The sequence below is a fragment of the Mucilaginibacter rubeus genome (genome assembly GCF_003286415.2).
In the GTDB taxonomy this organism is placed as follows: domain Bacteria; phylum Bacteroidota; class Bacteroidia; order Sphingobacteriales; family Sphingobacteriaceae; genus Mucilaginibacter; species Mucilaginibacter rubeus_A.
Genome location: NZ_CP043450.1, coordinates 2,387,735 through 2,414,134, shown reverse-complemented (window position 1 = coordinate 2,414,134; position 26,400 = coordinate 2,387,735). Strand labels below are relative to the sequence as shown.

Annotated in this window: 20 protein-coding genes; 12 read left to right on the top strand and 8 right to left on the bottom strand. The window is 42.4% G+C overall.

All coding sequences use genetic code 11. The annotated features are described in order from the left end of the window. The 3 genes from DEO27_RS09855 to DEO27_RS09845 all read left to right on the top strand — a co-directional run bounded on the left by DEO27_RS09855 (position 1) and on the right by DEO27_RS09845 (position 4,058). Positions 1-1,257 carry a serine hydrolase gene (locus tag DEO27_RS09855; protein ID WP_112575500.1) on the top strand — a complete coding sequence of 419 codons (1,257 nt, stop codon included), beginning with the start codon at positions 1-3 and terminating at the stop codon, positions 1,255-1,257. Positions 1,258-1,321: 64 nt separating this feature from the next. After that, complete coding sequence (locus DEO27_RS09850; protein WP_112575499.1) at positions 1,322-2,056, top strand: SRPBCC family protein; 735 nt, start codon at positions 1,322-1,324, stop codon at positions 2,054-2,056. 310 nt (positions 2,057-2,366) lie between these two features. After that, positions 2,367-4,058, top strand: coding sequence for a sensor histidine kinase (locus DEO27_RS09845; protein ID WP_112575498.1), 1,692 nt, complete (start codon positions 2,367-2,369; stop codon positions 4,056-4,058). Between the two features lie 6 nt (positions 4,059-4,064). Here the strand turns inward: DEO27_RS09845 and DEO27_RS09840 are convergent, their stop codons facing one another. From DEO27_RS09840 to DEO27_RS09830, 3 genes are all read right to left on the bottom strand, one after another. Then, positions 4,065-5,264: an MFS transporter gene (locus DEO27_RS09840; RefSeq protein ID WP_112575497.1), complete on the bottom strand. Its 1,200-nt coding sequence runs from the start codon at positions 5,262-5,264 to the stop codon at positions 4,065-4,067. An 83-nt stretch (positions 5,265-5,347) separates the two neighbouring features. Then, positions 5,348-6,094: an HAD-IIB family hydrolase gene (locus DEO27_RS09835; protein ID WP_112575496.1), complete on the bottom strand. Its 747-nt coding sequence runs from the start codon at positions 6,092-6,094 to the stop codon at positions 5,348-5,350. Between the two features lie 64 nt (positions 6,095-6,158). After that, positions 6,159-8,354: a carbohydrate binding family 9 domain-containing protein gene (locus DEO27_RS09830; RefSeq protein ID WP_112575495.1), complete on the bottom strand. Its 2,196-nt coding sequence runs from the start codon at positions 8,352-8,354 to the stop codon at positions 6,159-6,161. A gap of 513 nt (positions 8,355-8,867) precedes the next feature. Here DEO27_RS09830 and DEO27_RS09825 point away from each other — a divergent pair. From DEO27_RS09825 to DEO27_RS09800, 6 genes are all read left to right on the top strand, one after another. Then, complete coding sequence (locus DEO27_RS09825; protein ID WP_112575576.1) at positions 8,868-12,008, top strand: SusC/RagA family TonB-linked outer membrane protein; 3,141 nt, start codon at positions 8,868-8,870, stop codon at positions 12,006-12,008. 12 nt (positions 12,009-12,020) lie between these two features. Beyond that, entirely contained in the window at positions 12,021-13,835 is a 1,815-nt protein-coding gene (locus tag DEO27_RS09820; RefSeq protein ID WP_112575494.1) for a RagB/SusD family nutrient uptake outer membrane protein, read from the top strand. Positions 13,836-13,854: 19 nt separating this feature from the next. Beyond that, positions 13,855-14,562 carry a DUF3823 domain-containing protein gene (locus DEO27_RS09815; protein ID WP_190295364.1) on the top strand — a complete coding sequence of 236 codons (708 nt, stop codon included), beginning with the start codon at positions 13,855-13,857 and terminating at the stop codon, positions 14,560-14,562. An 18-nt stretch (positions 14,563-14,580) separates the two neighbouring features. Next, positions 14,581-15,732 (top strand): hypothetical protein, encoded by a 1,152-nt coding sequence (locus DEO27_RS09810; RefSeq protein ID WP_112575492.1) that lies wholly within the window; start codon positions 14,581-14,583, stop codon positions 15,730-15,732. A gap of 76 nt (positions 15,733-15,808) precedes the next feature. After that, a complete protein-coding gene (locus DEO27_RS09805; protein ID WP_112575575.1) occupies positions 15,809-16,816 on the top strand; it encodes a family 43 glycosylhydrolase in 1,008 nt (335 codons plus the stop codon). 31 nt (positions 16,817-16,847) lie between these two features. Next, the gene (locus DEO27_RS09800; RefSeq protein WP_223818203.1) at positions 16,848-18,134 is read left to right on the top strand and encodes a glycoside hydrolase family 71/99-like protein; all 1,287 of its coding nucleotides are present in this window, start codon (positions 16,848-16,850) and stop codon (positions 18,132-18,134) included. Between the two features lie 76 nt (positions 18,135-18,210). On the opposite strand, the gene DEO27_RS09795 is transcribed toward DEO27_RS09800, so the two are convergent. Further along, a complete protein-coding gene (locus DEO27_RS09795; RefSeq protein WP_112575491.1) occupies positions 18,211-19,275 on the bottom strand; it encodes a M20 family metallo-hydrolase in 1,065 nt (354 codons plus the stop codon). A gap of 228 nt (positions 19,276-19,503) precedes the next feature. Continuing rightward, positions 19,504-20,808 carry an MFS transporter gene (locus tag DEO27_RS09790; RefSeq protein WP_112575490.1) on the bottom strand — a complete coding sequence of 435 codons (1,305 nt, stop codon included), beginning with the start codon at positions 20,806-20,808 and terminating at the stop codon, positions 19,504-19,506. A 136-nt stretch (positions 20,809-20,944) separates the two neighbouring features. Here DEO27_RS09790 and DEO27_RS09785 point away from each other — a divergent pair, with 136 nt between their 5' ends. Continuing rightward, complete coding sequence (locus DEO27_RS09785) at positions 20,945-22,231, top strand: DUF2851 family protein (RefSeq protein WP_112575489.1); 1,287 nt, start codon at positions 20,945-20,947, stop codon at positions 22,229-22,231. Between the two features lie 4 nt (positions 22,232-22,235). Continuing rightward, positions 22,236-22,457 (top strand): PspC domain-containing protein, encoded by a 222-nt coding sequence (locus DEO27_RS09780; RefSeq protein WP_112575488.1) that lies wholly within the window; start codon positions 22,236-22,238, stop codon positions 22,455-22,457. 13 nt (positions 22,458-22,470) lie between these two features. Here DEO27_RS09780 and DEO27_RS09775 read toward each other — a convergent pair whose 3' ends face one another. Both DEO27_RS09775 and DEO27_RS09770 read right to left on the bottom strand, forming a co-directional pair. Continuing rightward, positions 22,471-24,453 carry a glycoside hydrolase family 97 protein gene (locus DEO27_RS09775; protein ID WP_112575487.1) on the bottom strand — a complete coding sequence of 661 codons (1,983 nt, stop codon included), beginning with the start codon at positions 24,451-24,453 and terminating at the stop codon, positions 22,471-22,473. Between the two features lie 67 nt (positions 24,454-24,520). Then, positions 24,521-24,880, bottom strand: a complete 360-nt coding sequence (locus tag DEO27_RS09770) for a DUF1493 family protein (RefSeq protein ID WP_112575486.1) — start codon at positions 24,878-24,880, stop codon at positions 24,521-24,523. Positions 24,881-25,085: 205 nt separating this feature from the next. Between DEO27_RS09770 and DEO27_RS09765 the strand changes: the two genes are divergently transcribed. Next, on the top strand, positions 25,086-25,808 hold the full coding sequence (locus DEO27_RS09765) for an HAD family hydrolase (RefSeq protein ID WP_112575485.1): 723 nt from the start codon (positions 25,086-25,088) through the stop codon (positions 25,806-25,808). 72 nt (positions 25,809-25,880) lie between these two features. Here DEO27_RS09765 and DEO27_RS09760 read toward each other — a convergent pair whose 3' ends face one another. Beyond that, positions 25,881-26,393 carry a GNAT family N-acetyltransferase gene (locus DEO27_RS09760; protein WP_112575484.1) on the bottom strand — a complete coding sequence of 171 codons (513 nt, stop codon included), beginning with the start codon at positions 26,391-26,393 and terminating at the stop codon, positions 25,881-25,883. Positions 26,394-26,400: the final 7 nt, after the last annotated feature.

Below are 26,400 nucleotides of genomic sequence, written 5' to 3'. Positions count from 1 at the left end.
ATGAAACGTTTCTTCTTTTTACTACTGCTGATGCAGGCTTTTTGCAGCTTTGCCCAACAGCCCGATACCGTTTTTCTAAAAAGCTTGCTAAACAATCATCCCGAGTTATTTTCTGGTATATTAAATCATGGTACGCAAAACGAAGTACAAATTATATATACCCGGATAGACAGGGACAAAAACAATATCCCACACTTTACAACGTATAGCTATCGCCTTAATCCTCATCACTATTTTTACCCCGCCAGCACCGTAAAACTGCCTACAGCCATATTTGCCCTTGAAAAGTTAAATGAGTTAAAAGCAAAAGGTTTAAACCGCAAATCGGTCATGATCACCGATAGTTCATTTGCTGGTCAAACTAAAGTTAAGGTGGATACGTCGTCTTCAACCGGTTTACCCAGTATCGAAAATTATATCAAAAAGATCTTGCTGGTAAGCGATAATGACGCTTATAACCGGCTTTATGAATTTGTTGGCCGGGCAGAGATCAACCAAAAGCTCAAGAAATACAGGCTGAACAATACCCGCATTGTGGGCCGCCTCGCCATTGGCGACGCGGGTGAAAGTACAAGGCACACCAATCCCATAGATTTTTTTCATCACGATAAACTGGTTTATCACAAGCCCGGGCTTTATGATGCTTTAAACTATCCCATGCAATTGGAAAATATGCTGCAGGGCAAAGCTTATTTAGATAGCAGTGACCGGCTGGTTAATAAACCACTTGACTTTTCCGAAAAGAACGTTTATTCCCTTGCCGATCAACAGATGGTTCTTAAACGGCTGCTGTTTCCGGAAACTTTTCCAAAAGCACAACAATTTAATTTAACCGCAGATGATTATCACTTCCTCTATCGCTATATGAGCACCCTCCCCACCGAAAATTTAAAACCTACCTATCATCGGCCCGAATACTTTCCGGCATTTTGTAAGTTTCTATTTTATGGAGGCGATAGTACGGCTGTAATAAATCCGGATATCAGGATCTTTAATAAAGTTGGCGACAGCTATGGTTATGATATTGACAACGCCTATATAGTCGACTTTAAAAACAAGGTGGAGTTTCTGCTCAGCGCGGTTGTGCAGTCAAACGAAGATGGTATATTGAATGATAATAAATATGAGTATGCAACGGTTTGCCTGCCTTTCCTGAAAAACCTTGGACAAGTCATATATCAATATGAATTAAAGCGCCCCAAAAAGCATTTACCCGATTTAACTAAACTTAAATTCAGCTATAGCAATAAGCAATAAAATTCACTTCAGGAAAACTTAGTAGCGCCAAAGGTGTTTTAAAAACGACAATTATTTAAAACCTATGGCAACTACGATAGTAAAATATACCGACAATTATCCCGTACTCTACGGCGATGACCGCATAAACCTGAACTGGCCGGAGCGTTTTACCTCCATAGCCGGTGGAATGAAGCTTGGTTTTTCGGGCTTTAAAAACATCTTTAAAAATCCGCTTGCAAGCATCGTAAAGATTGGAGCGGGTGGATACCTTTTAAACCGTGGCATTACCGGTCATTGCGAACTTTATAAACGTATTGGCAAACTATCAACCAATCCAATAAACGTTAATATCCGGTCGTCATTTACAGTCAATAAACCGAGGGAAAAGGTTTATCAATTTTGGCGCAAACTGGATAATTTACCGCTTTTCATGAAACACCTGGAAAGCGTGGAAGTAATTGATTCAAAATATTCACATTGGACACTCAAATTACCAAAAAATGTGGCTACAGTTAGCTGGCATGCCGAAATTGTGCATGATGAGCCTAACGAAATGATTGGATGGAGCTCACTTTCCGATTCCACGATCAATAACGCAGGTAAGGTTCGCTTTCAGGATACTATAGATGGTCAGGGAACCATTGTCGATGTTGTCATCAGCTATCAGCCGCCTGCTGGTGGTGTAGGCGCGGGCATAGCTAAAATACTAAACCCTGTATTCAAAAATATGGTTGATAAGGATATTCAGAATTTTAAGCAGTATATGGATATCAACAATGATCCCGAAGAATTTGTAAATGTTATTATTGTTGAATAGCGCGTTTATTGCAGCTAATTTTCAGAAAAGCCCGATAATTTTTTAATTATCAGGCTTTTTTATTTTATAACCTGTAATTAAAGCAATCATCTTTCCTTGACAATCCCTGCGACATTTAACATTTACGAAAATCATTTTATAAAGCACCGGTTAATTGTTAACCTACTTATAAAAGTCGGTGGCATGCTATCGCTATAACAACGGTTGATTGTATCATTTTTATCATTATCATTGTTCCTCAAAATATCAACGCCGGATCTTATCAGGTTTTTCAATCAATAACTTCGGGCTCATTGATAATTATAACTATATGAACGTTTTATCAAGGAAGATACTGCTTGCTTTTTTAGCCTTCACCATAATCTTAGTTATTGCGGCTCTTTTTGTAAGGGACAAGATTGCCGAAAGACTGGCCCATACGGCCCAGGTATCGCACCTCATGGATCTTAATAACTCCAGACCGCAACAGGCCCTTTTACTACTTCACCAGGCCGAGGATTTGTTTCAATCATCACTGGTAGATGGCGACCCGGCTAAAAGTAAAGCATATCAGGCGAAGCTTTCATTAGCTTTTGCCGAAATTGATACGCTATTAAATATGCAGCATGATACTGCAAAACTAAATCCGGAGCAGCGTAAACAACTTCACGCATGGCACGATCAAAAAATAAAACTATCTGCCGATCTGCTTTCCGCCCGGCACGATTTTGATTCCCTTTTAACAACCTCTTCTGATCTCGATCTTGCAACCGCTCAAAATAAGCTTGCCGTTAAGAGCAGCCAAAAAGTTCAAAACAGCACGGATACTATTAACCAGCAAGGAAAACTGAAAAGAAAAGGATTTTTTGCCAGGATAAAAGAGGCTATAAAAAACAAAAACGCTTATGCAGGCGGATCCGGAGGTGTTGTTATCAATCACCGTACACGGATTTATGTTGACTCGGTTACCCAAAAGCTTCGTACTAAAGATAAATCAAACTATCTGAATAAGCTGAAGCAATTACAACAAAGCAACTCTAAATTGCAGGAAACACAAAGGCAGCTTATTGCCCTTAACATGCGCATCACGCACAAAATGGAGCAGTTGATCAGTACCATTAAGGATATCAACTATAGCTTAACCGACGCCTTTAAAGGCCTGGCTTTTAACAGCTACCTGGAAACAACAAGCTTACTGAACAAACTTTACCTGAGCGCGCTTTTGTTATTGCTGGCTTTTGCCGTACTACTGATTGTATTTGTTATTAAACTGGGCCAATCTGAAGATCTTTTATTGAAAGAAAACGAACGTGCTGTAATGATAGCGCGCCAAAAAATGGATCTCCTGCTACATATGAGCCATGAAATCCGCAATCCGCTTACTTCTATCAATGGCTTCCTTTATATTTTCAGCAGAACCACGCTTACGCCAAAACAATCGGAAATGCTGGGTACTGTGCGGGCATCATCCGACTTGTTGCTGCAAACCCTTAATGATACGCTTGACGCCGCTAAAATGGAAGGCAGTGAATTGAAAATCCATAACGATCCTTTTTGCCCGGATAAAACATTGAAGGAAGTAATTGAAAGTATGGCATTCAGCGCAGACAAAAAGCAACTGCAATTAAGCTATGATTTCCAGGGTGACCCGGAAGCCGAAGTTTTAGGCGATAGTTTCAGGCTTAAACAGATCATCGTGAACCTTGTAAGCAATGCTATTAAATACACTGAAACAGGTAACGTTAAAATTAATGCTACGCTTAAATTGACTGGTGGTAAAGGCGGGTTAACTGTTAATATTATTGATACAGGAGCCGGTATCAGCCAGGAACAGCAGGTTAACCTGTTTTCAAAATACTATCAAACAAATTCGGCAAAAGGTAATACAGGCACCGGTCTTGGTTTGTATATCTGCAAGCAATTGATCGAACTGCAAAAAGGAAGTATCAGCGTAAAGAGCGACGCCGGCAAAGGAAGTACATTTAGCTTTGAGATTCCCTATGAAAAGTATGAAATTGATTAACCGGTTTTAGGCCCGAAAGCTTTTTAACTTCCAGCCAATTACTAAACATAGCAGGAGACCTAACAGCACCATACCCATACTAAACGGAAAAATATACAACATCCCGAAGTGACTTGCCACACCACCTACTAAAGGCCCGGTAAGACCAAGCGAAATATCCAGGAACAAACCGTAGGCGCCCAACGCAGCTCCTTTGTTTGAGCCTGGCACTAATTTTACAGCCTCCACTCCCAGCGCCGGAAAAACCAGTGAAAAGCCCAAGCCAGTTATGCCCGCGCCTATCAGCGCAACTTCAGGCATATTGGCCAGCCAAAGTACCATTAGCCCTACCGACTCCAATGCTATACACGCTACGGATGTTTTTAAACCTCCGTAATTATCAATTGCTCCGGCAAATATTAAACGGCCAAGGATAAAGAAAACGCTGAATACCGAAAGACAAAGCACCGCGTTAGTCCAGTTAAGATAGGCGTAATAGAGCGTTATAAACGTGGAAATAGTACCGAAACCCAAAGCAGCAAGGGTTAGACAGATGCCGTAGGGCGCAACAGTTTTAAGTACCGAAACGAATGATTTCCGTTGCTCGGAACTTTTGATCAATGCATCGGCCTTTCTTTTGGCCAATAAATAACCGCCAATTCCAAGTATAAAAACTACAATGCTGATACCAGCGATGCCGTAGTTATTATCAAGCAATATGCCTACGGGAGCACCTATTGCAAGCCCTCCGTAACTCGCAATACCATTATAAGATATCGCCTTTGCAGTATTTTGTTCGCCAACTGTGTTGATACTCCAGTTTATCGGGCTTGAGCCTATTAACCCTTCTGCAAAGCCTGTCACAAGTCGTGTAAGTGCTATTAACCCTAAGCATAGTTCGCGATGATCTTTAAATAAAAAGGCGACAAACAAAAACAGGCCACTAATTGCGAAGCCTGCCGTCCCGGAAAGCACAGCCGTTTTTGGGCCCTTTTTATCAATGATATTCCCGGCGTAGCCCCTGAATAAAAAGGTGCTCAGGTATTGCAGGCTGATAACCACACCAGCCATCATAGCATTATAGCCAAACTGATTGTGTATAAAAACCGGAAGCACTCCAAGACTTAATCCAATCGTAAAATATCCGATAAACGTAAACTTAACAAACCCGGCTATTTCTAATGCGATTGATGACGTTCGGTTTTTTATGCTTGACCCTGCTTCCATGCTGCAAAGATAGGCAGTTTAGGCACCCGCTTAAGTGTAAATTATACACTTTACTTTTAATTAACATTTCAACCGATAGCCTATTACTTCAGGCAAAGGATTATTCCTTCAACAACACGCTTGGTTTCTTCCGGATCGCGCACCTGGATACAATCCGCCCCGGTTGTACGAGCCGGGTGGTCATTACCTCCCTCAAACAAAGCATCACCTATAAAAATCATTTGCTTGATGCTGATCTCTAAAGTATGCTGCAACTTATGAATGCCATAAGCTTTGTCAATTCCGGGTTTTGTTATATCAATAGAGGTAGATCCTCCAATTTGTACCGAAAAGCCGGCGAGGGTTTTATCAAGTATGGCTTTAATCTTTTTACGTTTTGCGTATTTGGGGTCCCACTTTTTCTTTTCCTCCAACGGTGCATGCTGGCCTAATGCAGAAAAAGTAATCTGACTGCCGCGATCTTCTATCTGATCGCCCCATGTTTTCCTGAATTTAATCCCGGAGGCATCAATGGCTTCATTTAATTTACTGACAATCTCCTGCCTTTCTGTATCTGTAAAATCTTCTGAATAAAGTTTTTTCCAACTACCTTTTTTATACTGATAATATTTGGTACCACAGGTTGGTAAGATGGACAGGTTTTTAATTGATTTTTTGCCGGGCAGGTTCGACAGTACCTGCTTTTCAAACTGAGGCCAGTCGCCGCCCGATATAATGGCCACTTTTGCAACTTTCATCAAATTGGTCAAAAGCGTGGCCATTTCCTGATCAAGCGCGGCCTTACTTTCGGCAAGGGTGCCGTCCAAATCAAATATGATGAGTTTTTTCATTTCCGGTAGATATCAAACTAATATCCGAACAGCCATCGGCAGCACTTGTTTTATAACAATACTACTATAGGTTACACCAGTATGTCCACTTTAAAGTAAGCTGGCGGTTTTTTACTGTATAAGGAGATGGTGTGGTGTTATCGCCATAAACAATAAACAGGTCAGATGCAGGTTTATAACGCCATTGCAGGCGGGTGTTGATATTGATATTATCTATCTGCTGATTATATTGAACATAGGTGGTAAAATACAAGGTATTGGTGAAAGTAACATCAATCTTCGGGCCTACCAGCCAAAAAGTGTTATGTCCAAAGGGTTGGGGCAACCTTAAGTCATTAAATGAGGTATTGATAGCGATATTTACATAAGGCTGAAAGCGATAGCCTATTAAACTCGTAATGCTGTTACGGGTTCCTTTATCATAATACCCACCATGCGATGCTTCCAGCAAATAGGTAAATACATTTTGCGGCTTGGATACAAACTGAACATCGATAGTATTCCAATTATGTTCGGACCCGGTTGGCAACAGGCCTTTACCTATGTTAGTAGGATCATAAGGTTTTAACAACCTTACATAATCATTTAAGCCTGATACAGATAATGTAGCCCGGTTACGGAAAGTGATCAGGTACGACAGGATACTTTCATTATCTGTACGATGAAACGACTCATCAAAAAAGTAGTTAGAAGTAAGCTGAATGCCATGACTCAGAATATCCCCCTGCTTAGGAAAAAAATTACGAAGTAGCAACGGACTTAACTTGATATAACCAACGCGGGGCACATACCCCACTTCGGCATTATAGTTTTTGCCAACGTATTCTTCCTGCATGTACACCGTCCAGTATTTGCTCAGGTATTGAAAATGATCGGACACTACATAATCATGGCCGCTTACCCCCGGCGTAAACGACTTTAAGGCCAATACCTTACCCGTCCAGATATTGCTGCGGGACGCCAGATTGAACTCCGCGCCTATGTTACGGTTGTAAGCAGCCGATCCTGTATTGGTGCCGGGGATATTAGCTGTAGCATCTTTATTGATAAACAGGAAACCGATATTGGAACGATCAAGCACACGCCTTTGCAATGTGATAATACCATAATTTTCAGGAGCTTGCGATACGCTTCCTGAGCCACCGGTTTGAATATCCATAGCGCCAATACGCCAGTCTTTATCCAGCTTACCTGTCAGCCGCGCGCCAAAATCGATAGGTACATTTAAGCCTATCCGTCGTGAAAAAAACGGGCGGATATCTGAATAACCGAAATTGGCGAACAAATCTCCATTCTCTAAAAAGAACTGCCGTTTTTCGGGAAAGAACAATTCATATCTGTTCAGGTTAATTACCTGCTGATCAACGTCCACCTGCGAAAAATCAGGATTAACCGTTAAATCGAGGTTTAGCGATGGCGTCACCGAGATTTTAGCATCGCCCCCTATCTCGTGTTTATATTCGGTTTTGGTATTGTGCTGATAATCTTTGGATAAGCCAGTAAGCGCATACGGGATTATAGATACATTGCTACTTGCCGTTGGAGGGGCCTCATCCCAAACTAAGGTACCGGTATAGGCCAATGAAGCTGTGGGAAATTGCCTCGGGATTGGTGTCCAGCTCGATTTTTCGGCTGTCTTAAGGTCATTGCGACTAAAATTGATCCCCCACTCCTTGATCCCTTTTTTATAGCGGATACTTTTAAAGGGAATAGAAGCCTCCCAGATCCACTTGTCAGGATAATTTTTCACTGCCGAATACCAGCGGTTATCCCAGCTCAGGTCAACTTTCCCACCCTCGTACATGCTGCCGTCCCATTGCCCTCCTGCAGCATTTGCTCCAAAGCTAAAACCATCGGTTCGGGCATCAAAAGGATCCATGAAAATCAGGAAGTTGTCATTCTTCACAAAATTAAAGTCACGCTTCAGGGATTCAACCATATAGGGACCGGGTACAGAATTATAATTAATGGCTATGATGTACAGGTTTTTATCATCATAAGTCATCCGCACTTCGGTTTTAACGGTAGCCTTGCTGGTATCCATGGGTAGCACCATAAAAAAGTCGCCGGCAGAATCAGCTTGCATCCAGGCCTGCTCATTCATCACCCCATCAACATTAATAGCTGAAGCAGCCCTGCGGATGTGGTACTTATAGCCCGCGTTCTTTTTTTGTGCAGCTGCATAAAAACAGGTAGTTAAGCAAAACACAACAATTAATAACGTTTTTGCGGCAAGCAGACAGGGGTATTTGAAGGGCATTAAGATAAGGGTGTATAAGTTTATTGGTTACGGATTTTAAAACTACATTTTTTCCCCAAGAATCAATGCCATGTATCACATTATTTACGGCCTGGTTTCGTTTCTTGGCGCCGATAATTATATACCTACTAATCCGTATCACCTTTTGTTAAAAATGTATTAACCATCTCCCCTGCCGTTAAAAATCAAATTATTTTCCTACAGGACCACTTTTTTTCGCAATCGATTGCAAAAAAGTTCATAAAACCGCGTTTTTGGGCATTAATACGGCCTTTATTAATGTATTATTTATTTTTTATTAATGCCTGCTTGTTGTTTTGTACCTGAAATTATAAACTAACAACAGTGCTTTTCATCGCATAACCGCAACAAGGCGCTGCTTTAACCAACTCTTTTAAACCATGTATTACTACGACCCCAACCCGCCGTAAGGCCTGCCGCTGCATGCGCTATTTATTACCCTACATGGGTAACGATCAATTTAACCTTAAACAATCATCAAAGAGAGACGATATGAAAAAATATAAATACTTACTTATACTTTTCTTCCTTTTCCCGCTTAGTTTGTTAGCCCAGCAAACTACCATAAACGGAAAAGTAATAGACTTAACCGATGGGTCGACACTTCCGGGGGTAAGTGTAAAAATCAAAGGCACAAATACCGGTGCTATTACAGATGTAGCGGGAAAATTCCAGCTGCAGGTGCCCGGCCCGAACGCAATTCTGCAGGTATCATACATAGGTTATGTAACCCAGGAAATAGCGGTTAAGGATATTAAAGATGGTACCATCGCCTTAAAAACAACCAATAAAAGCCTTGAGGAAGTTGTAGTTGTTGGTTACGGTACGCAAAAGAGGGCCACCATTACAGGTTCAATCGCCACGCTGCAAAGCAAGGAGATCACCACAACCAAAAACGAAAGCGTTATCAATATGCTTACCGGTAAAATACCCGGTGTGCGCATTGTTCAAACTACTGCCGAACCGGGTTCATACGCAAACAACCTGAACATAAGAGGTTATCAAAGCGCTCCTCTGGTTGTTATCGACGGTATCATCGGCGGTGACCAATCAACCATTGGTCGTATGGACCCGAATGAGATTGAAAGCATTTCGGTGTTAAAAGACGCGGCGGCCTCTATTTACGGTATGCGCGCGGCTGGTGGAGCCATCATTATCACCACCAAAAAAGGCGGCAAAAATGGTAAGATCAATATCAATTACTCGGTTAACGACGCGATACAAACCTTTTTGGGCATGCCAGAAGGTGTTGGCGCGGTTGATTATATGTTGCTAACCAACGAAAAAGTAAAACGTGATTTCGCTAATAACTTTGTACACAATGTTACTCCGCAATTCTCCTATGCCGACATTAAACCATGGCTTGATGGCACTTACAAATCAGCCGACTGGATTGGGATGGTTTTCAAGAAAACAGCCAACCAGATACAGCATAACCTGAATATTGACGGAGGTAATGATAAGATCAGCTACTTCTTCAACTTCGGTTATCAGAAGCAGGATGGTGTATTTAAAACCGGTAGTCTGAATTATAATAAATACAACTTCCGTTCAAACGTTACGGCAACCATCACTAAAGGTTTAAGGGCACAGGTATTAACATCGGCCTGGATGGACGAGAAAAACCTTCCTTATACTGATGAATGGACCATTTATAAATATACCTGGAACCAGATCCCAACCCACCAGATCTATGCCAATGACAATCCACTTTATCCGGCTGTAATTGATGATAACATGAACCCCTCTATCATTACAGATGCCAATAAAGTAGGTTCAAAGCGTTTCCGGAACAAAAACATTACCAGTCAGTTAAATTTACAATATGACATCCCTGGAGTAAGCGGTCTTACTGCCAAGGCTTTGTTCAACATTGATTACGGTACTGCAGATAACAATATTGTCAGGAGATCATTCTCCCTGTATACTTACAAAGCCGATAATGATACATACATTCCAAGCTTAGTAAACTCACCTGCCGGTATCACCCGCCAGTATTACACGCACTTAAATACCTTAAGCCAGTTAACATTAAATTACGCGCATACTTTTGCTAAAGATCATAACGTAACCGCGATGGCTACCTATGAGCAAAGCCATGAAACTGCCGATAACTTTAACGCTTACAGGGATATAGAAATCCCGGTTGATTACCTGTTTGGTGGTTTGCAAAACTCTAACATGGCAGGTGGTATGGATCCTAACGCACTGCAAGATCGCGCACACAGAAGTATCATAGGCCGTTTAAATTACGATTACAAAGGTAAATACCTGGCAGAATTCAGTTTCCGCCGTGATGGTAACAACCTTTATAAACCAGGATCTGATCAATGGGGCTTTTTCCCGGGTGGGTCTATCGGCTGGGTTTTAACTAAAGAAAACTTCTTCCGCAGTCTGGTTTCCGAAAATATACTTACAAACTTAAAAATCAGGGCTTCTTATGGTCAAACCGGCGATGAAGCGAATGCTCCTGCATTTAACTATGTAAATGGTTATACCTATCCGGTAAACAGCTACATCTTCGGTTCAAGTGCCGTTAACGGCTCGGCCCCCAAATTGGGTAACGCCGGCTTAACCTGGTCTGTAAATACCATAAAAAACATCGCTGTTGATTTTGGCCTGTTTGGCGGTAAAGTAGACGGTACAATCGAGGTTTTCAGGAACGACAGAACCGGTTTGCCTGCTCAGCCATCAGTTGCATTACCAGGCACCGTAGGTGCGGCTGTACCACAAATCAACTATAATAGCGACAGGGTTCAGGGTTTGGATTTTAACCTGTCATACCGAAATACCTTTGGCCAGGTTGGCTTAAATGTATCTGGTAACATCGGTACAACCCGCTTAAAAGCTTTAAAAGTACTTCGTGGCCAATCAGGTAACGAATACCTGAACTGGAAAGAAAATCAAACCAACAGGTATCAAAACGTATGGTGGGGCCCTGAATATGCAGGCCAGTTTACCTCATACAACCAGATCTACAACTATGGCGTAAATACAGGCGGCGGTAATAACAACACCATCCCTGGCGATTACTACTACAAGGACTGGAACAATGACGGTGTAATTGACGATAAAGACAGTCACCCTATTGCCACCACCGATATCCCGTTGTATAACTACGGCCTTACTATAGGTGTAAGCTACAAAGGCTTTGACCTCAACATGCTTTTGCAGGGAGCCGCAGGCGTTTATGTACAATACGGCGAGCAGTTTGCCGAGCCATTGATGTACAACAGAAGTGCCTTAACCCGCTTCCTGGATAGCTGGCACACGCTTGATCCTTCAGCAAACGTATTTGATCCGAACACGCAATGGGTACCCGGATATTATCCGGCTATGGGTTCTCCATCTGCACAGGGCACAAAGGCCATCCAAAATGCCAGTTACCTGCGTGTTAAAACACTTGAATTAGGTTATTCCCTGTCTCCTGCTGTATTGAAAGCCATTGGGGTTAAAAAATTCAGGGTTTATGTAAACAGCTACAACCTACTAACATTCACCGGATTAAAGAATTACGATCCAGAACACCAGGGACCTAATCCGAGAGATAACAATGATTTCAGCAAAGCCCTTGGCGGTTACACCTACCCAATGAACAGGACCTTTAACCTGGGTGCTAACGTTTCATTTTAAATCATTTAACACATGAAAAAATTACATAAACTCATTATAGCAATTTCTGTCGGTGTAGGTACCTCGGTAACTTCCTGCCAAAAATTAGACATCCCACCTACCAATATTTTTACGCCAAACATTATTTACGATAGCGAGGCTGGCGTTAAATCATTTTTAGCAACCATTTATACCAATTTGCCCATCGAGGATTTCAAATACCGGCCCGACCAAGGATTTAAAACGGGAAGCAACGACTGGGAAAACTTTTATAACTCGGCCTCTGTTACCGGCGAAGAGGTTGGTCCGTTTGGTGGCATGGATATAGGCGGAGGCTTTGGCTACTGGCCATACGGCGACATCAGGAATGTGAACACTCTCATTGCCGAGCTACCCAAACATACGGCAGCCTTAACTCAAAACACAGTAAACGCGCTACTTGGCGAAGCACACTTTTTAAGGGCTTACTATTACTTCGGATTAGCAAAACGCTATGGAGGTGTGCCAATCATTAAAGAACCTCAGGACCCGGCGGCCCCGTTATCTGAATTACAGGTACACCGCGATAAAGAAGAAGCTACCTGGGATTTTATAGGTGCGGAGCTTGACCTGGGGTACCAAATGATGCCCGAAACAAGCGACGCGGGCCGCGCAAACAAATACGCAGCTGCCGCTTTAAAATCAAGGGTAATGTTATATGCGGCTTGTATTGCCAAATATGGTTCAACCAATTTTGTTGACGGTCCGGCACGCGCGCAAGGTTTGGTTGGTATTCCGGGAAGCAAGGCCAACACCTACTTTCAGGCTGCTTATGATGCCGCTAAACTGTTGGATGGTCATTATTCGCTTTATAATGCCAATTCGGATAAGGTACAGAACTATGTAGATCTGTTTTTAAAACCAAGTCCCGAAAACATCTTCATTAAGCAATATTCAATCGCCAATCACACGGCGCATAGCTGGGATGATACCATGTCGCCGCGTTATTTTACAGCCAATGCACTGTCACGCTCATATCCTACGCTTGATCTTGTGCAGTTATGGGGAAATTTGAATGTAACCAATGATGATGGTACACCTAAACGTTTCAATGACCGTGCTGAATTGATGCAAGGCCTGGAGCCAAGGTTAGTGGCAACTATTTACTTTCCGGGCGCTATGTTAAGGGGCTTGATGTTTGATATGCAACGCGGTATTTACCCTTCGTTCAGTGGTACCGCTGCTTCTGAAGTTGCCAAACAACCAAACTCACGCTCCTACATCCTTGCAGGCGATACTAAAACCCTTTACCAGGGCAAGCAGGTTATAGGTTTTACCGGTCCGTGGACTGGTGGTGACGAACTTACCCGTACAGGTTTTTATGTTCGCAAATATGTTGACTATAACAAGCCACAGGCATCTGTTGACCTGAACCGCAGCGAACAACCATGGATTGACCTACGTTACGGGGAGATTCTGCTGAACCGTGCCGAAGCCGCTGTGGAATTAGGCAATAACGGTGATGCCTTAACCTCTATCAACCTGCTCAGAAGCCGTGCCGGTGCAACGCCGTATGGTTCTATCGATCTGGATAAAGTACGCAAAGAGCGCCGTATGGAGCTTGCTTTTGAAAACCAATACTATTGGGATTTAAAAAGATGGCGCATTGCCGATGTGGTACTTGACCGGGCACACTTTAAAGGTTTGATGCCATACTATGTATTAAACGAAAACAAATACATTTTCCTGGCCGAGCCCGAACTGTTTAACAGGGAATACACTTTCCAAAAGCAGTTTTATTATGAGCCTATCCCTGGTGGCGAAATTGGCAAAAACCCTAACCTGCTTCCTAACAACCCTAATTATTAAGAATTTAAAAGTTAAAGATATGAAAAATCTGATTGGTAGAATTTTGGTGGGCATAGCTATACTGGCGAGTTCTGCATGTACAAAAACAGATAACTATGATGGCCCCAATGCTTCGTTGCAAGGCAATATATTATCATCTGAGGGAGGTAACCTGCTTACCTCGGGCGGCAGCACTACTATCAAGCTACAACAAATAGGCTGGACAACGCCGCAAACCATCCCAAGCAAATTTGATGGTACTTATGAGGATAGTAAATTGTTTAAAGGCGGATATAAAATTGTGCCTACCGGTGGTGCATTCTGGCCCGTTACGGATACTGTGACAGTTAACATTGATAAAGGTACCAAACACGACTTTACAGTTACGCCATACATAGTGATCAAAAACTTCACCCATACATTAACCGGTACCACGCTTACCCTCACATTTGATATAGATGCACCTATTATTGCCGGTTTACCAACCATCAAAGATGTGCAGCCATATGTAAATACCACCAAACTGGTAGGTACAGGCGCTTCTATCCGTGACTTTTCGGATGTGAACGCCAAAACCATCAACAAGGCATTTATTGATATGAGCGCTGCCGAAAAATCGATGACACTTACCGTTCCTAATCTTATTCCGGGCCGTACCTTCTTCGTACGTGTGGGTGTGCGTTTAAGTGATAGCTTCAATAGCTCAAATTTTTCGGAGATAGTACAGGTAGATATTCCTAAAAGTTAACCTAAAACCAAAAAGGAAATGAAATTCAATAAAACAATGATGGCTTGCTCCATCCTCATGATAGGCCTGATTGCTGCAGGCTGCAAAAAAGAAAAATATGTATCCCGTGATACTTCATACCTGAAGCCGCCCCCACCGGATACTACTGCTCCGCCTGCAGTAGATCCAACATTGATATCCTTTGACAACGCTGATAAAGCTGATGGCTGGCAAACCGTGGGTACACCCAACATCGCTACCAGCGGACAAAAGGAAGGTGCAGGCTACCTGAAAAATACGATTGCCAACGGCAGCGATTTTATGCAGTTCATCAAAGACCTGTCTACCCCTCTTGATACTAAGCTAACCGGCAATAATGGCCAGTTTAAATTCTGGTGGTATGTATCGGATGTTTCATTGCTGAAAGCCGATGGTTCTATTGAGATCACCAGCTCAGGAAAATCAGATGTCAATGAATCTGCCTGGGATGTAGCCCCTTTAATACCAACACTTAAAAATGGCTGGAACGAAATTGCCCTGAATTTCAGCAAAGCCATCAAAACAAACGATGGCGGCGCCGATTATTCGGCTATCAATCACTTCAGGATCTTCTTTTTTACAACAAGTAAAGATCATGGCGATCTGGTTACCGGGGTCGACGACCTGGTGTTCAGAGCTGCTCCTGCCCCGCCTCCGGTAGTATTTGATAACGCCGATAAGCCGGACGGCTGGCAAACTGTTGGCACACCAACTATAGCTACCAGCGGGCAAAAAGAAGGCACTGGCTATCTGAAAAACACCATTGCCAACGGTAGCGATTTCATGCAGTTCATTAAGGATATCGACCCTCCTGTTAATAGCAGTTTTAGTGCCGCCGATGGCAGGTTCACTTTCTGGTGGTATGTATCTGATGTTTCGTTACTAAAAGCAGACGGTTCTATCGAAATCACCAGCTCTGGTAAATCAGATGATCATGAATCGGCGTGGGATGTAAAAGATTTGATCCCAACGCTAAAAAATGGTTGGAACCAGATCACACTGGATTTTGATAAGTCCATCAAACCCTCTGGTACTGACCCGGGCGCTGATTACACCAAGATCAACCATTTCAGGATCTTTTTCTGGACTCAAAACAAGGATCATGGCGACCTGGTAACCGGTATCGATGATCTGAAGTTCATCTCCAAATAGTTATTCCCCAATCCTAATTAATAAAAGCCGGCTGTTGGTAAAACCTTCGGCCGGCCTTAATAACAGTAATATCATAATGAATTTAATCACTTTATTCAAACCATTAACAATAAAAGCTTTGCCCGCCACGCTTGCCATAGCATTTGTGCTTACCGGAACCAGCTGCACCAAAGCCCAGGAAAAAGCCAAACAACAGGAAAAAGCTGCGACCGATACCACCGGCAACCCATTTATCAGGAGCATGTACACCGCCGATCCGTCCGCGCACGTTTGGGCTGATGGCCGCCTTTATGTTTATGCATCGCACGATATCTTTCCGGCACGCGGCTGCGATCTGATGGACCAATATCATGTTTTTTCGACAGATGATATGGTACACTGGAAAGATCATGGTGAAATACTTCGCGCAGCCCAGGTGCCATGGGGCCGTAAAGAAGGTGGCTTTATGTGGGCTCCTGATTGTGCCTACAAAAACGGCACTTATTACTTTTATTTCCCGCATCCAAGCGATACCAAATGGAACGAGAGCTGGAAAATTGGCGTAGCAACAAGCAAAAGTCCAGCAAGCGGTTTCACTGTTCAGGGCTATATCAAAGGACTTGAATCAATGATAGATCCATGCGTTTTTATTGATGATGATGGTCAGGCATACTTTTATTACGGTGGCGGCGGTACCTGTAAAGGTGGCATGCTAAAAGATAATATGATGGAAATTGACGGCGAAATGAAAACCATGGAAGGCCTTAAAGATTTCCATGAAGCCAGCTGGGTACATAAACGCAACGGCGTTTACTACCTGTCGTACTCAGATAACCATGATGTAAACGGTAAACATAACCGGATGAATTACGCCACCAGTAAAAGCCCCCTTGGCCCCTGGACATATGGCGGCATTTACATGGATCCAACCGATAGTTATACCAATCATGGTTCTATTGTGCAGTACAAAGGTCAATGGTATTCATTCTATCATACCAGCGCGTTATCGCATGAGGATTGGTTAAGGTCTATCAGTGTAGATAAGCTTTACTACAATGCCGATGGTTCCATTAAAATGGTCGAACCTACATCTTTCAAAAAATAGCAAACTATATCATGTTATTAATCAATATTCTATGAAAAATATCATAAGTAAATATCCAACAAATCTTTGCCTTGTTGTAGTCGTGGCGCTGACGTTGAGCTGCTCAAAAAAAGGCGGCAGCGGAGGCGGCGATGTTACACCGGTAGATAAACCCAAAGATACGATAGATCTTACCCCATCGCCGGTTGGCGATGTGGTAGGAAAAGTAATTGTTGGATACCAGGGCTGGTTTGCAGCCATAGGCGACGGATCTCCTATTAACCGTTACTGGCATTGGGCACAAACCTGGGAAGAACAACCGTCGCCAACCAACACGGCCATCAAATCATGGCCCGACGTACGTGACTACACCAAAACCTTCCCCACCAAATATGCCAACCTGAATAACGGTCAACCAGCCAATGTATTTTCATCATTTTCTGATCAGACCATTGATGTACAGTTTAAATGGATGAAACAATATGGCATTGACGGCGCGGCACTGCAACGTTTTAATCCAAGCGGTCTGGAAGGCCCCGTACGCGACGCTATGGCAGCGAAAACCAAAATAGCTGCAGAAGCAAACGGCGTTAAGTTTTACATTATGTACGATATAAGCGGCTGGAAAAACATGCAGTCGGAGATAAAAACCGACTGGACGAGCAAAATGTCGGTTTACACTTCGTCTACAGCCTATGCTAAGCAAAATGGCAAACCTGTTGTATGTATCTGGGGTTTTGGCTTCAGCGATGAAAACCATCCCTTTACCGCCGCTCAATGCCTGGATGTGATTAACTGGTTTAAAAGCAAAGGTTGTTATGTTATCGGAGGCGTTCCTACACACTGGCGTACTGAAGACAGTGATTCGCGACCGGCCTTTTTAAGTGCTTATAGCGCACTTGATATGATCTCGCCCTGGATGGTTGGGCGTATTGGTAATAAAAGCGAATCGGACAATTTTTACGGAACAGTTAACCGCCCGGATGTTGCTTATTGTAAGGCCCATGGTATGGATTATCAGCCATGTATCCTGCCCGGCGACTTGCAGGAACATCAGCGTGTGCACGGCGATTTTATGTGGCGTCAGTTCTTTAACATGAAAAGCGTAGGTGCGCAAGGCCTTTATATTTCCATGTTTGACGAATATAACGAAGGAAACCAGATAGCCAAAACAGCCGAAAGCCAGGATTTTGTACCTGCAGGATCATCGTTTGTTACTTTGGATGAAGACGGAACAGCTTGCTCATCTGATTATTACCTAAGGCTTACCGGCGACGGTGCCAAGATGTTCAAAGGGTTGATCCCCCTTACTCCGACGAGGCCGACGCCTGTTAAGTAGTTAATAGGAACCATATAATCAAAACGGCGTCATTACTTGTTCCTTGTAATGACGCCGTTTTGATTTTTAAATCTTCTTAATTAATTTTCTCCAGCATTTTTATATAGAGCTCTATCCCTTCACGGATCTCATCCACATAAACAAACTCATCGGCAGTATGCGAGCGGGCAGAATCACCGGGGCCCACTTTTATTGATGGGATATCCAGTAATGATTGATCGGAAGTTGTTGGCGAACCGTAAGTGATACGGCCAAGTGATATGCCAGCCTGAACTATTGGATGCTCTTTAGGGATAGATGATGGCTTTAACCTGATAGAGCGTGGTTGTACATCACTTACAACGTGCTCGCGAATAATTTCCAATACTTCCTCATTACGGTAAGCGTCGGTAACACGCACGTCAACAGTGTAAACACAGCTTGCAGGCACAACGTTATGCTGAGAGCCGGCATTGATAATAGTAACCGACATTTTTATCGGCCCAAAAACTTCCGATTCCTTAGGGAACTTAAAGCTGCGGAACCATTCAATATCCGTTAAGGCTTTGTAAATAGCGTTCTCTCCTTCTTCACGCGCGGCATGCCCGGCACGACCGTGAGCAGTACAATCCAATACCATTAACCCACGCTCGGCGATGGCTAACTGCATCAGGGTTGGTTCGCCTACAATACCAAATGATAACTGGCCGAGTTCAGGAATGATCAACTCCAGGCCATTTACACCGGAGATCTCTTCTTCGGCAGTTGTAGCTAAGCAGAAATTATATTTCAGGTTTTCCTTATCATGAAAATACAGGAAAACCGCTATAAGCGATACAAGGCAGCCTCCGGCATCGTTACTGCCAAGACCATATAGTTTACCATCTTCAATTTTGGCATCATAAGGATCGCGCGTATAGCCCGAATTAGGCTTAACCGTATCATGATGTGAATTAAGCAGGATAGTTTCTTTAGCAGGGTCAAAATGTTTATTCCATGCCCAGATGTTATTAAGCTTACGATGAGTAGTTACTCCATGCGATTGCAAAAATTCATTGATCAGATCGGCAGTGCGGTCTTCTTCTTTGCTAAACGATGGAATAGATATCAGTTGTTGCAGTAATGTTACCGCCAGTTGAAATAAATTACTTGTTTCAGTCATAAATTTAAGGGTTGTCCCTCGTGATGAACGGGCAAAATTAATACTTTTTATTAACAAGTGTCAGGATCAGAATTTACAGAACTCAAGAATTAGTAGAATTATTATTTAGAATTCTGTGTTAAACAGTATATAAATATTTAATTAACAATGGGATAATATTTAGTTTACTAAATACCTGTCTTCTATTCCATTTTGTCAATTCTAAAACTCTGTAAATTCTGATTCAGATTACTCATCCTCTATTTTCGAGTGCTTATGCGTATCATTCATGGTAATATACAAAATCAACGACAGTGCAATACAGATAGTTACATACCAGTAAAACCATTGCGCATGATGCTCATTTTTGAACCACAATGCAATATATTCGGCAGTGCCGCCAAACAGCGATACAGCTATTGCATAAGGAAAGCCTACACCCAGTGCGCGCACATTGGCCGGGAACAATTCGGCTTTAACAACGGCATTGATGGACGTATATCCGCTTACTATGATCAGCGCGCAAAGAATAAGTATAAAAGCCCCCCATACATCTTTGGTATGGCTTAACGTTGTCATAATAGGAATAGTGCAAAGTGTTCCCAAAACTCCAAAGCCAATGAGCAAAGGCTTACGGCCAATTTTATCTGACAGTAAACCGAATAAGGGTTGTATCACCATAAATACCGCCAAGGTTAACGTCGAGATTAAAGTAGCGTCGCCTTTACTGAAGCCAGAGGTATTAACCAAAAACTTCTGCATATAAGTAGTGAACGTGTAAAACGCCAATGTACCGCCAATTGTTAATCCAATTACCGTAAATACAGCTTTGGGGTGTTGTGTTAAAGCTTTTATAGTGCCATTCATAGCGTTGGCTTTAGTCCCCTCCTTTTCAAATGAGGATGATTCCTGTAAGCTCCTCCTTAAATACATAGTAGTAACGGCCAGTATCGCTCCTATAAAAAAAGGAATGCGCCAGCCCCAGTCATGCAATTGTTTTTCAGATAAAAACGCCCGTTGTAATAAAACCAGCACACCTAAAGCAAGCAGTTGCCCCATAATGAGCGTCACGTATTGAAAGCTTGAGTAAAAACCACGATGTTTTTTAGTAGCCATTTCGCTCAAATAAGTGGCGCTGGTTCCGTACTCTCCTCCTACGCTCAATCCCTGGATAATACGGGCTAATACCAATAATATTGGCGCCGCAACACCAATTGACTTGTAGCCCGGCGTTATGGCAATTATTAATGAGCCAACGCTCATGAGCAAAACAGAGAATGTAAGTGCTGTTTTACGCCCACGTTTATCGGCAAATGTTCCCATCACCCAGCCACCAATCGGCCGCATCAAAAAGCCGATAGCAAAAATGCCTGCCGTGTTTAAAAGCTGTACCGTTTGGTTATCTGATGGAAAAAAAGCATCCGAAAAATAAAGGGAAAAAGCGGTATAAGCATACCAATCGTACCATTCAACCAAATTACCCAGCGAACATCCAATGATAGATTTAATGCGCCCACCAGTTGTTTGAGGTAATGGTGATTTTATTTCATTCATAGGTTTGGCAGATATTGTTGGTTTCCGTAATATTAGGGATTTTAAAATAGAGCTGCAATACCGGTGTAATAACTATGATATTCAGCCTGGATTAAAAAGCAAATCATAATAATCTAACCCTGTCATTCACAACAATATGCTGTTCACCGAGGATTTTTTGCATTACATCTGGAAGTTCAGGCTTTTTGAACGCGATGACCTAAAGACTACAGATGACGAGGAATTAGAGATTTTCTCTGCCGGATTGCATAATTCCGATTCGGGGCCCGATTTTCATAATGCAAGAATTCGTATTGGCGAAACAGTTTGGGCCGGTAACGTTGAAGTGCACCTCTCCGCATCGGACTGGCAAAAGCACGGTCATACTAATGATGGAGCTTATGAAAATGTGATATTGCATGTGGTGTATCGCAACGATGTGCCGCTGTTTTTAACAAACGGGCGCAAAGTGCCAACGCTCGAACTGCAAAGTCGCATCAGCGAGGAGCTTTATAACAAATACCACAAACTTATTTTCGGCAATCAAACCTTCATACCTTGCGAAGCCGGCATTACTACAGTTGATGGTATCACCATGCAAAACTGGCTTACCCGCGTACTGGTTGAGCGAATGGAAAAACGGTCGGCCAATGTTGCCGATGCCTTGGCGCTTAATAAGGGCGACTGGGAAGAAATCTTCTATCAGTTTCTGGCTGCAAACTTCGGCTTTAAAGTTAACGCGCTACCGTTTGAATTGATGGCAAAATCACTGCCTCAGCTTACCCTCGCCAAAAACAAAAACAATGCGATGCAAATAGAGGCGCTGATATTTGGTCAGGCTGGTTTTTTGGAAGGGGAATTTAAAGATGAATATCCCTTGAAACTTCAAAAGGAATATGAATATCTCCGCAAAAAATATAATCTTAAACCGATAGAGAACCATCTGTGGAAATTTATGCGCTTGAGGCCTCAAAATTTTCCAACCATCAGGCTGGCGCAATTTGCGGCATTAATTGTAAAATCAAACCATTTGCTATCCAAAATATTGGAAATTAAAGAAGTTAAAGCTTTGCGCGGTTTATTTACCGAGATTAAAGTAAACGAATATTGGGAAGATCATTACCGGTTTGACGTACAATCAAAGCCCTCATCAAAAAATATGGGCGATGGCTCTGTCGATATTTTATTGCTCAACACGGTGGCTTTGTTTCTGTTCAGTTACGGTAAACAGCACCAGCAGCAATATTATATTAGCCGTAGTCTTAAATTATTAGAAAATTTACCTGCCGAAAAAAACAATATTATCACTGATTTTGTTAACTTAGGAGTGAAAATAGATACTGCGTTTGAATCACAAGCATTACTTGAGTTAAAAAATAGTTACTGCAACTATAAGAAATGCCTGCAATGCGGCGTTGGTAATAAGATACTAAAACTGGCCTGACACCATGCTACAGCGAATACTAACTTTTTTTGAACGGTACTCTTTTGGTGTATGCACCTATCTTGGCGAACGCTTTAATATTTCGATCTCTAAGATCAGGCTTTTCTTTATATACTCTTCATTTTTGGCTGTCGGTTTCCCGCTGGTATTTTACTTTTTTGCAGGCATAGTGCTTGATATCAGGAATTTCATCAAGCGAAAACATACCGGAGTGGCTGATTTATAATTTGTGTTTGATTTTATTTGCTCAAAGACAAATGTACAACCTGTCCTCCACCCGACGCCAGTATCATATCTAAAATTGACGCTTTAGTAATACGTTTAGTTTCTTTCAGTAAATTATCAGGGTATTGTTCAACATCTTTTGCATCGCTGTATATTTCAGCGTTATAATTGCCGTCCGATAAAAAATCAAGTTTCGGGTTTAACCTTACTCCATCATGGTCAGTTATCGCCCCAATGTACCAATCGGCACCTTTACGACGGGCAATAGCCAAATACTTACCTGCTTTAGCGGCGATAACACGAGTTTCGTCCCAGGTAGTAGGCACCTGCTGTAAAAATTCAAAGCCGGGCTGCCCGATATAAACTTCCGGGGCGTCACAGACCATTCCTAATGCGTTTTCAAGCACCACATACATAGCCAGCATATGGCAGCGGGTACCCAATACATACGGACGCGTGTAATGCACCTTAAAAGTTTTCTTATTGGCAGCATGAAAACCACCAAGATGATAATCAGTAGATCCGGCAAGCATCCGGGTAAATGGTATATTAATATCGGCGTCAGGCGTCACATTGTCATTCCATTTGTCGTTCTCATAGTTTAGCGTTCCTTCTCGCGTAAACTCGTTTGGATAGGTACGACTTAAACCTGTAGGCTTATATGCTCCATGAAACTGAATATGTAGTTTATGTTGGGCCGCTTTCTCCAGGATTTCTGTTTGGATATTCACCATTTCCTGATCATCACGATCCATAAAATCGCACATCAGGCCACTTACACCCCATTTTTCGAGCTGAGTAAATGTTTCATCCAGTTTCGGATACAAAGCCTTCCAGTGTATCCAGACACGAATGCCCACTCCCCTTTTCTTTGCTGAATCACATACAGCCTGCATATCTAAACCAGGCACCGCCTTTGACGGATCGGCATTAGGCCCCGGCTGAAAACCCGCACTATCATTCACATACCATTCATGTAGCCCATATTCAACTACCGAATGATAATCGATACCATATTTAGCGCACCAGTTCACGTAATACATATTGGTTTCGTAATTATTACCTGGAGCAAAAGAAGTATCGGGAATGGCATTGCCATTCCACCATGGGAAAGTAGTTTTACCTGGCTTAATCCATGAAACATCCTTAATTCTGCAGGACGGACTGAGGCTCGTGAGTATATTTGATTCTATAAGCGTTCCAACCCTGTCCCCAATCATCATTACCCTCCATGGACTGCTATGCGGTAAAACTGCTTTTACTTTAATATCAGCCTGCCCCGGTAACGGAGATAACCGGCTTTCCAAAACTCCATTATGCTTGATAAGGTACATGCCTGCATAATCAAGCAAAGCAGCTTCTGTTATGGCCATGTAGTTACCATTTGGAAATTCAAATAGCGTGGGCATGTCCATCAGCGAATCCGCTTTAAGTTCATTCAGTTTTGCCCTGGTATAGATTCCTTCATGAGATGTTGTGTAGTTTTCACGAAACAAGGTAGTCACTTCCGGATTTTGCGTTAAGTTAAATGTATTTAGTTCATCTGTTATCTCTACGCTTTTCAACTGATGCTGTTCGGGTATTATATATCTAAAAGCAATTCCATCATTAAAAACTCTAACCTCGATACTAAGCATTCGTTTGATTCCCGATTGCTCTGTAACGGCAATAACTGTACGGTTGCATTCACTATGTGCCTTACTGGTTTTGCCAATAATGAGGTTATAATCATCTATAAGCCTATCTGTTGTAGAAGCTGATATTACAAGGCTATTTTTAAACAAACCTCCCTGTTTAAAGCTGATATTAAGCCGGGATTTATCGGCCATCAGAATCCCTTTAAATCTTATTTGATAAAAAAGCCCGTTTTGATCAGTATTTAATAAGAATTTGATCTTTCCATCGGGCGAAGAAGTATTGATGAATTTTGCCGCGAATGATGACATAGAAAAAAGCAAAGTCATCACTGTGCATAACAGGCTACGAAAAACTGGCATATATTGAGGGTTTACCTTGGCGGTTAAAAACCTAAATATAAAAAAGTCAGATAGATAAAGCAATTAATCAAACCAGCTTGCCGGTTTTAACTGCGTCCTGCAGGTTGCGTACCTTAAACTTTGGTGTATAACAATATTGGGCAAGTTGCTTAGCCCAGGTGGTTTTGTCGCCAAACATCAGCTTAATAACTTTTACCCGGGTTGAGCCTTTAGGGTAACCGTATTTATACCAGCTGAATTTAGATTGATCTACATTGAACTGTTCGATAAAATCGGCGAGGAAAAGATCTATCTCAATATCAAAAATATCCAGATCAAGATCTATACTGGTATCAAGGTTAAGGCTGTGCGGGTCAACCTTGCGTATCTTATACCTGTTGCAATAATCAACTATAAATTCTTTTAAGGGTGGCAGTATCTCTTCCATTTAAACGAATATTAATTTGACCATTTAAGTTATGAGACGTAGCTTTTGAAATAAGGTTGCATACAAATTTACTTTATTTTCAAATCGCTTAAATTCAATTCGATAGTTAATAAATGTTAAATTTTTATTACTGCTAATGCAGGCTTTATGCCGTTAAAATGAACCTGATGTGCTATAATTGCATCAGGTAAATAATATACTTCAAATGAACCTAAAAGTAATTGCCTTTGATGCCGATGATACCCTTTGGGTAAATGAACCTTACTTTCAAGCTACGGAGGAAAGATTTTGCAGCCTGCTCGAAAACTTTTCGCCCCAGCATACCATTTCCAAAGAACTTTTTAAGGTGGAGGTCGATAACCTGTCGCTTTACGGCTACGGGATAAAAGGCTACATCCTCAGCATGATAGAAGCCGCGCTGAGTATCTCTGAAAAAAACATCAGTGTTGAAGTGGTTGAAACCATTTTGCAATACGGTAAGGATATGCTTAATCAGCCTATAGAGATACTAAACGATGTGGAGCATGTGCTATCTTCTTTAAAAGACCATTACCGGCTGGTTGTTGCCACTAAAGGCGATCTGCTTGACCAGGAGCGTAAGCTCAAAAAATCGGGCCTGGCGCACTACTTTCACCACATCGAGATCATGAGCGACAAAAAAGAGGATGACTACATTAAGCTGATCAAGCACCTTGATATTAATCCCGAAGAATTTATGATGATTGGTAACTCCCTGAAATCTGACGTAATGCCGGTGATCAACATTGGCGGACACGCCGTACACGTTCCGTTTCATACCACATGGGCACATGAACATGTAGAAACCGTTTTAACCCACGAAAACTTCAGGCAGGTTGATAAGATCAGCGAGGTGCTGGAATTTGTTTTAGAGCCAGGAAGTCCGAAAGTCGGCAAGTCCGGAAGTTAATATTGCATGTATAGCAATTTATGAGGTGTTGTCATCTTTCGAACATCCGACTTCCGGACTTTCCCGACCGACTCAAATACTCTTTTCCATCACAATCAGCTCAATATGCTGTTTGGCATCGCCAAAACGGCCGTGCGCATGAAACGGCTGAATCTCACCGGTTGGTTTATAACCGCGGCGTTCATACCAGCTTATCAGTTCAAAACGGGTGCTGATCACGGTCATGGTTAAAGTATCGCAATTATATTTCCGCGCGTAAACCTCGGCTTCTTCAATCAGGGCACGGCCTACTCCTTTATTTTGCAGTAACGGCGACACGCTGAACATACCAACGTACAATTTGGGATGCCTTACCTCAAGATATACCGTACCGGTTATGTATCCGTCTTCATCGGTATGTTTCAGGATGATTGTCTTTTCATCCTGCATATATTGGTTAAGCGTTTCCTCATCAATGCGGAGGCCACCAATCAAATCTGCTTCAGTTGTCCATCCCTGTTTCGAACTTTCGCCGCGGTAAGCACTATTCACCAAAACATTTAGCTCGGGCACATCAACAAGGGTAGCCTGGGTAATAACGGGCATATTATAA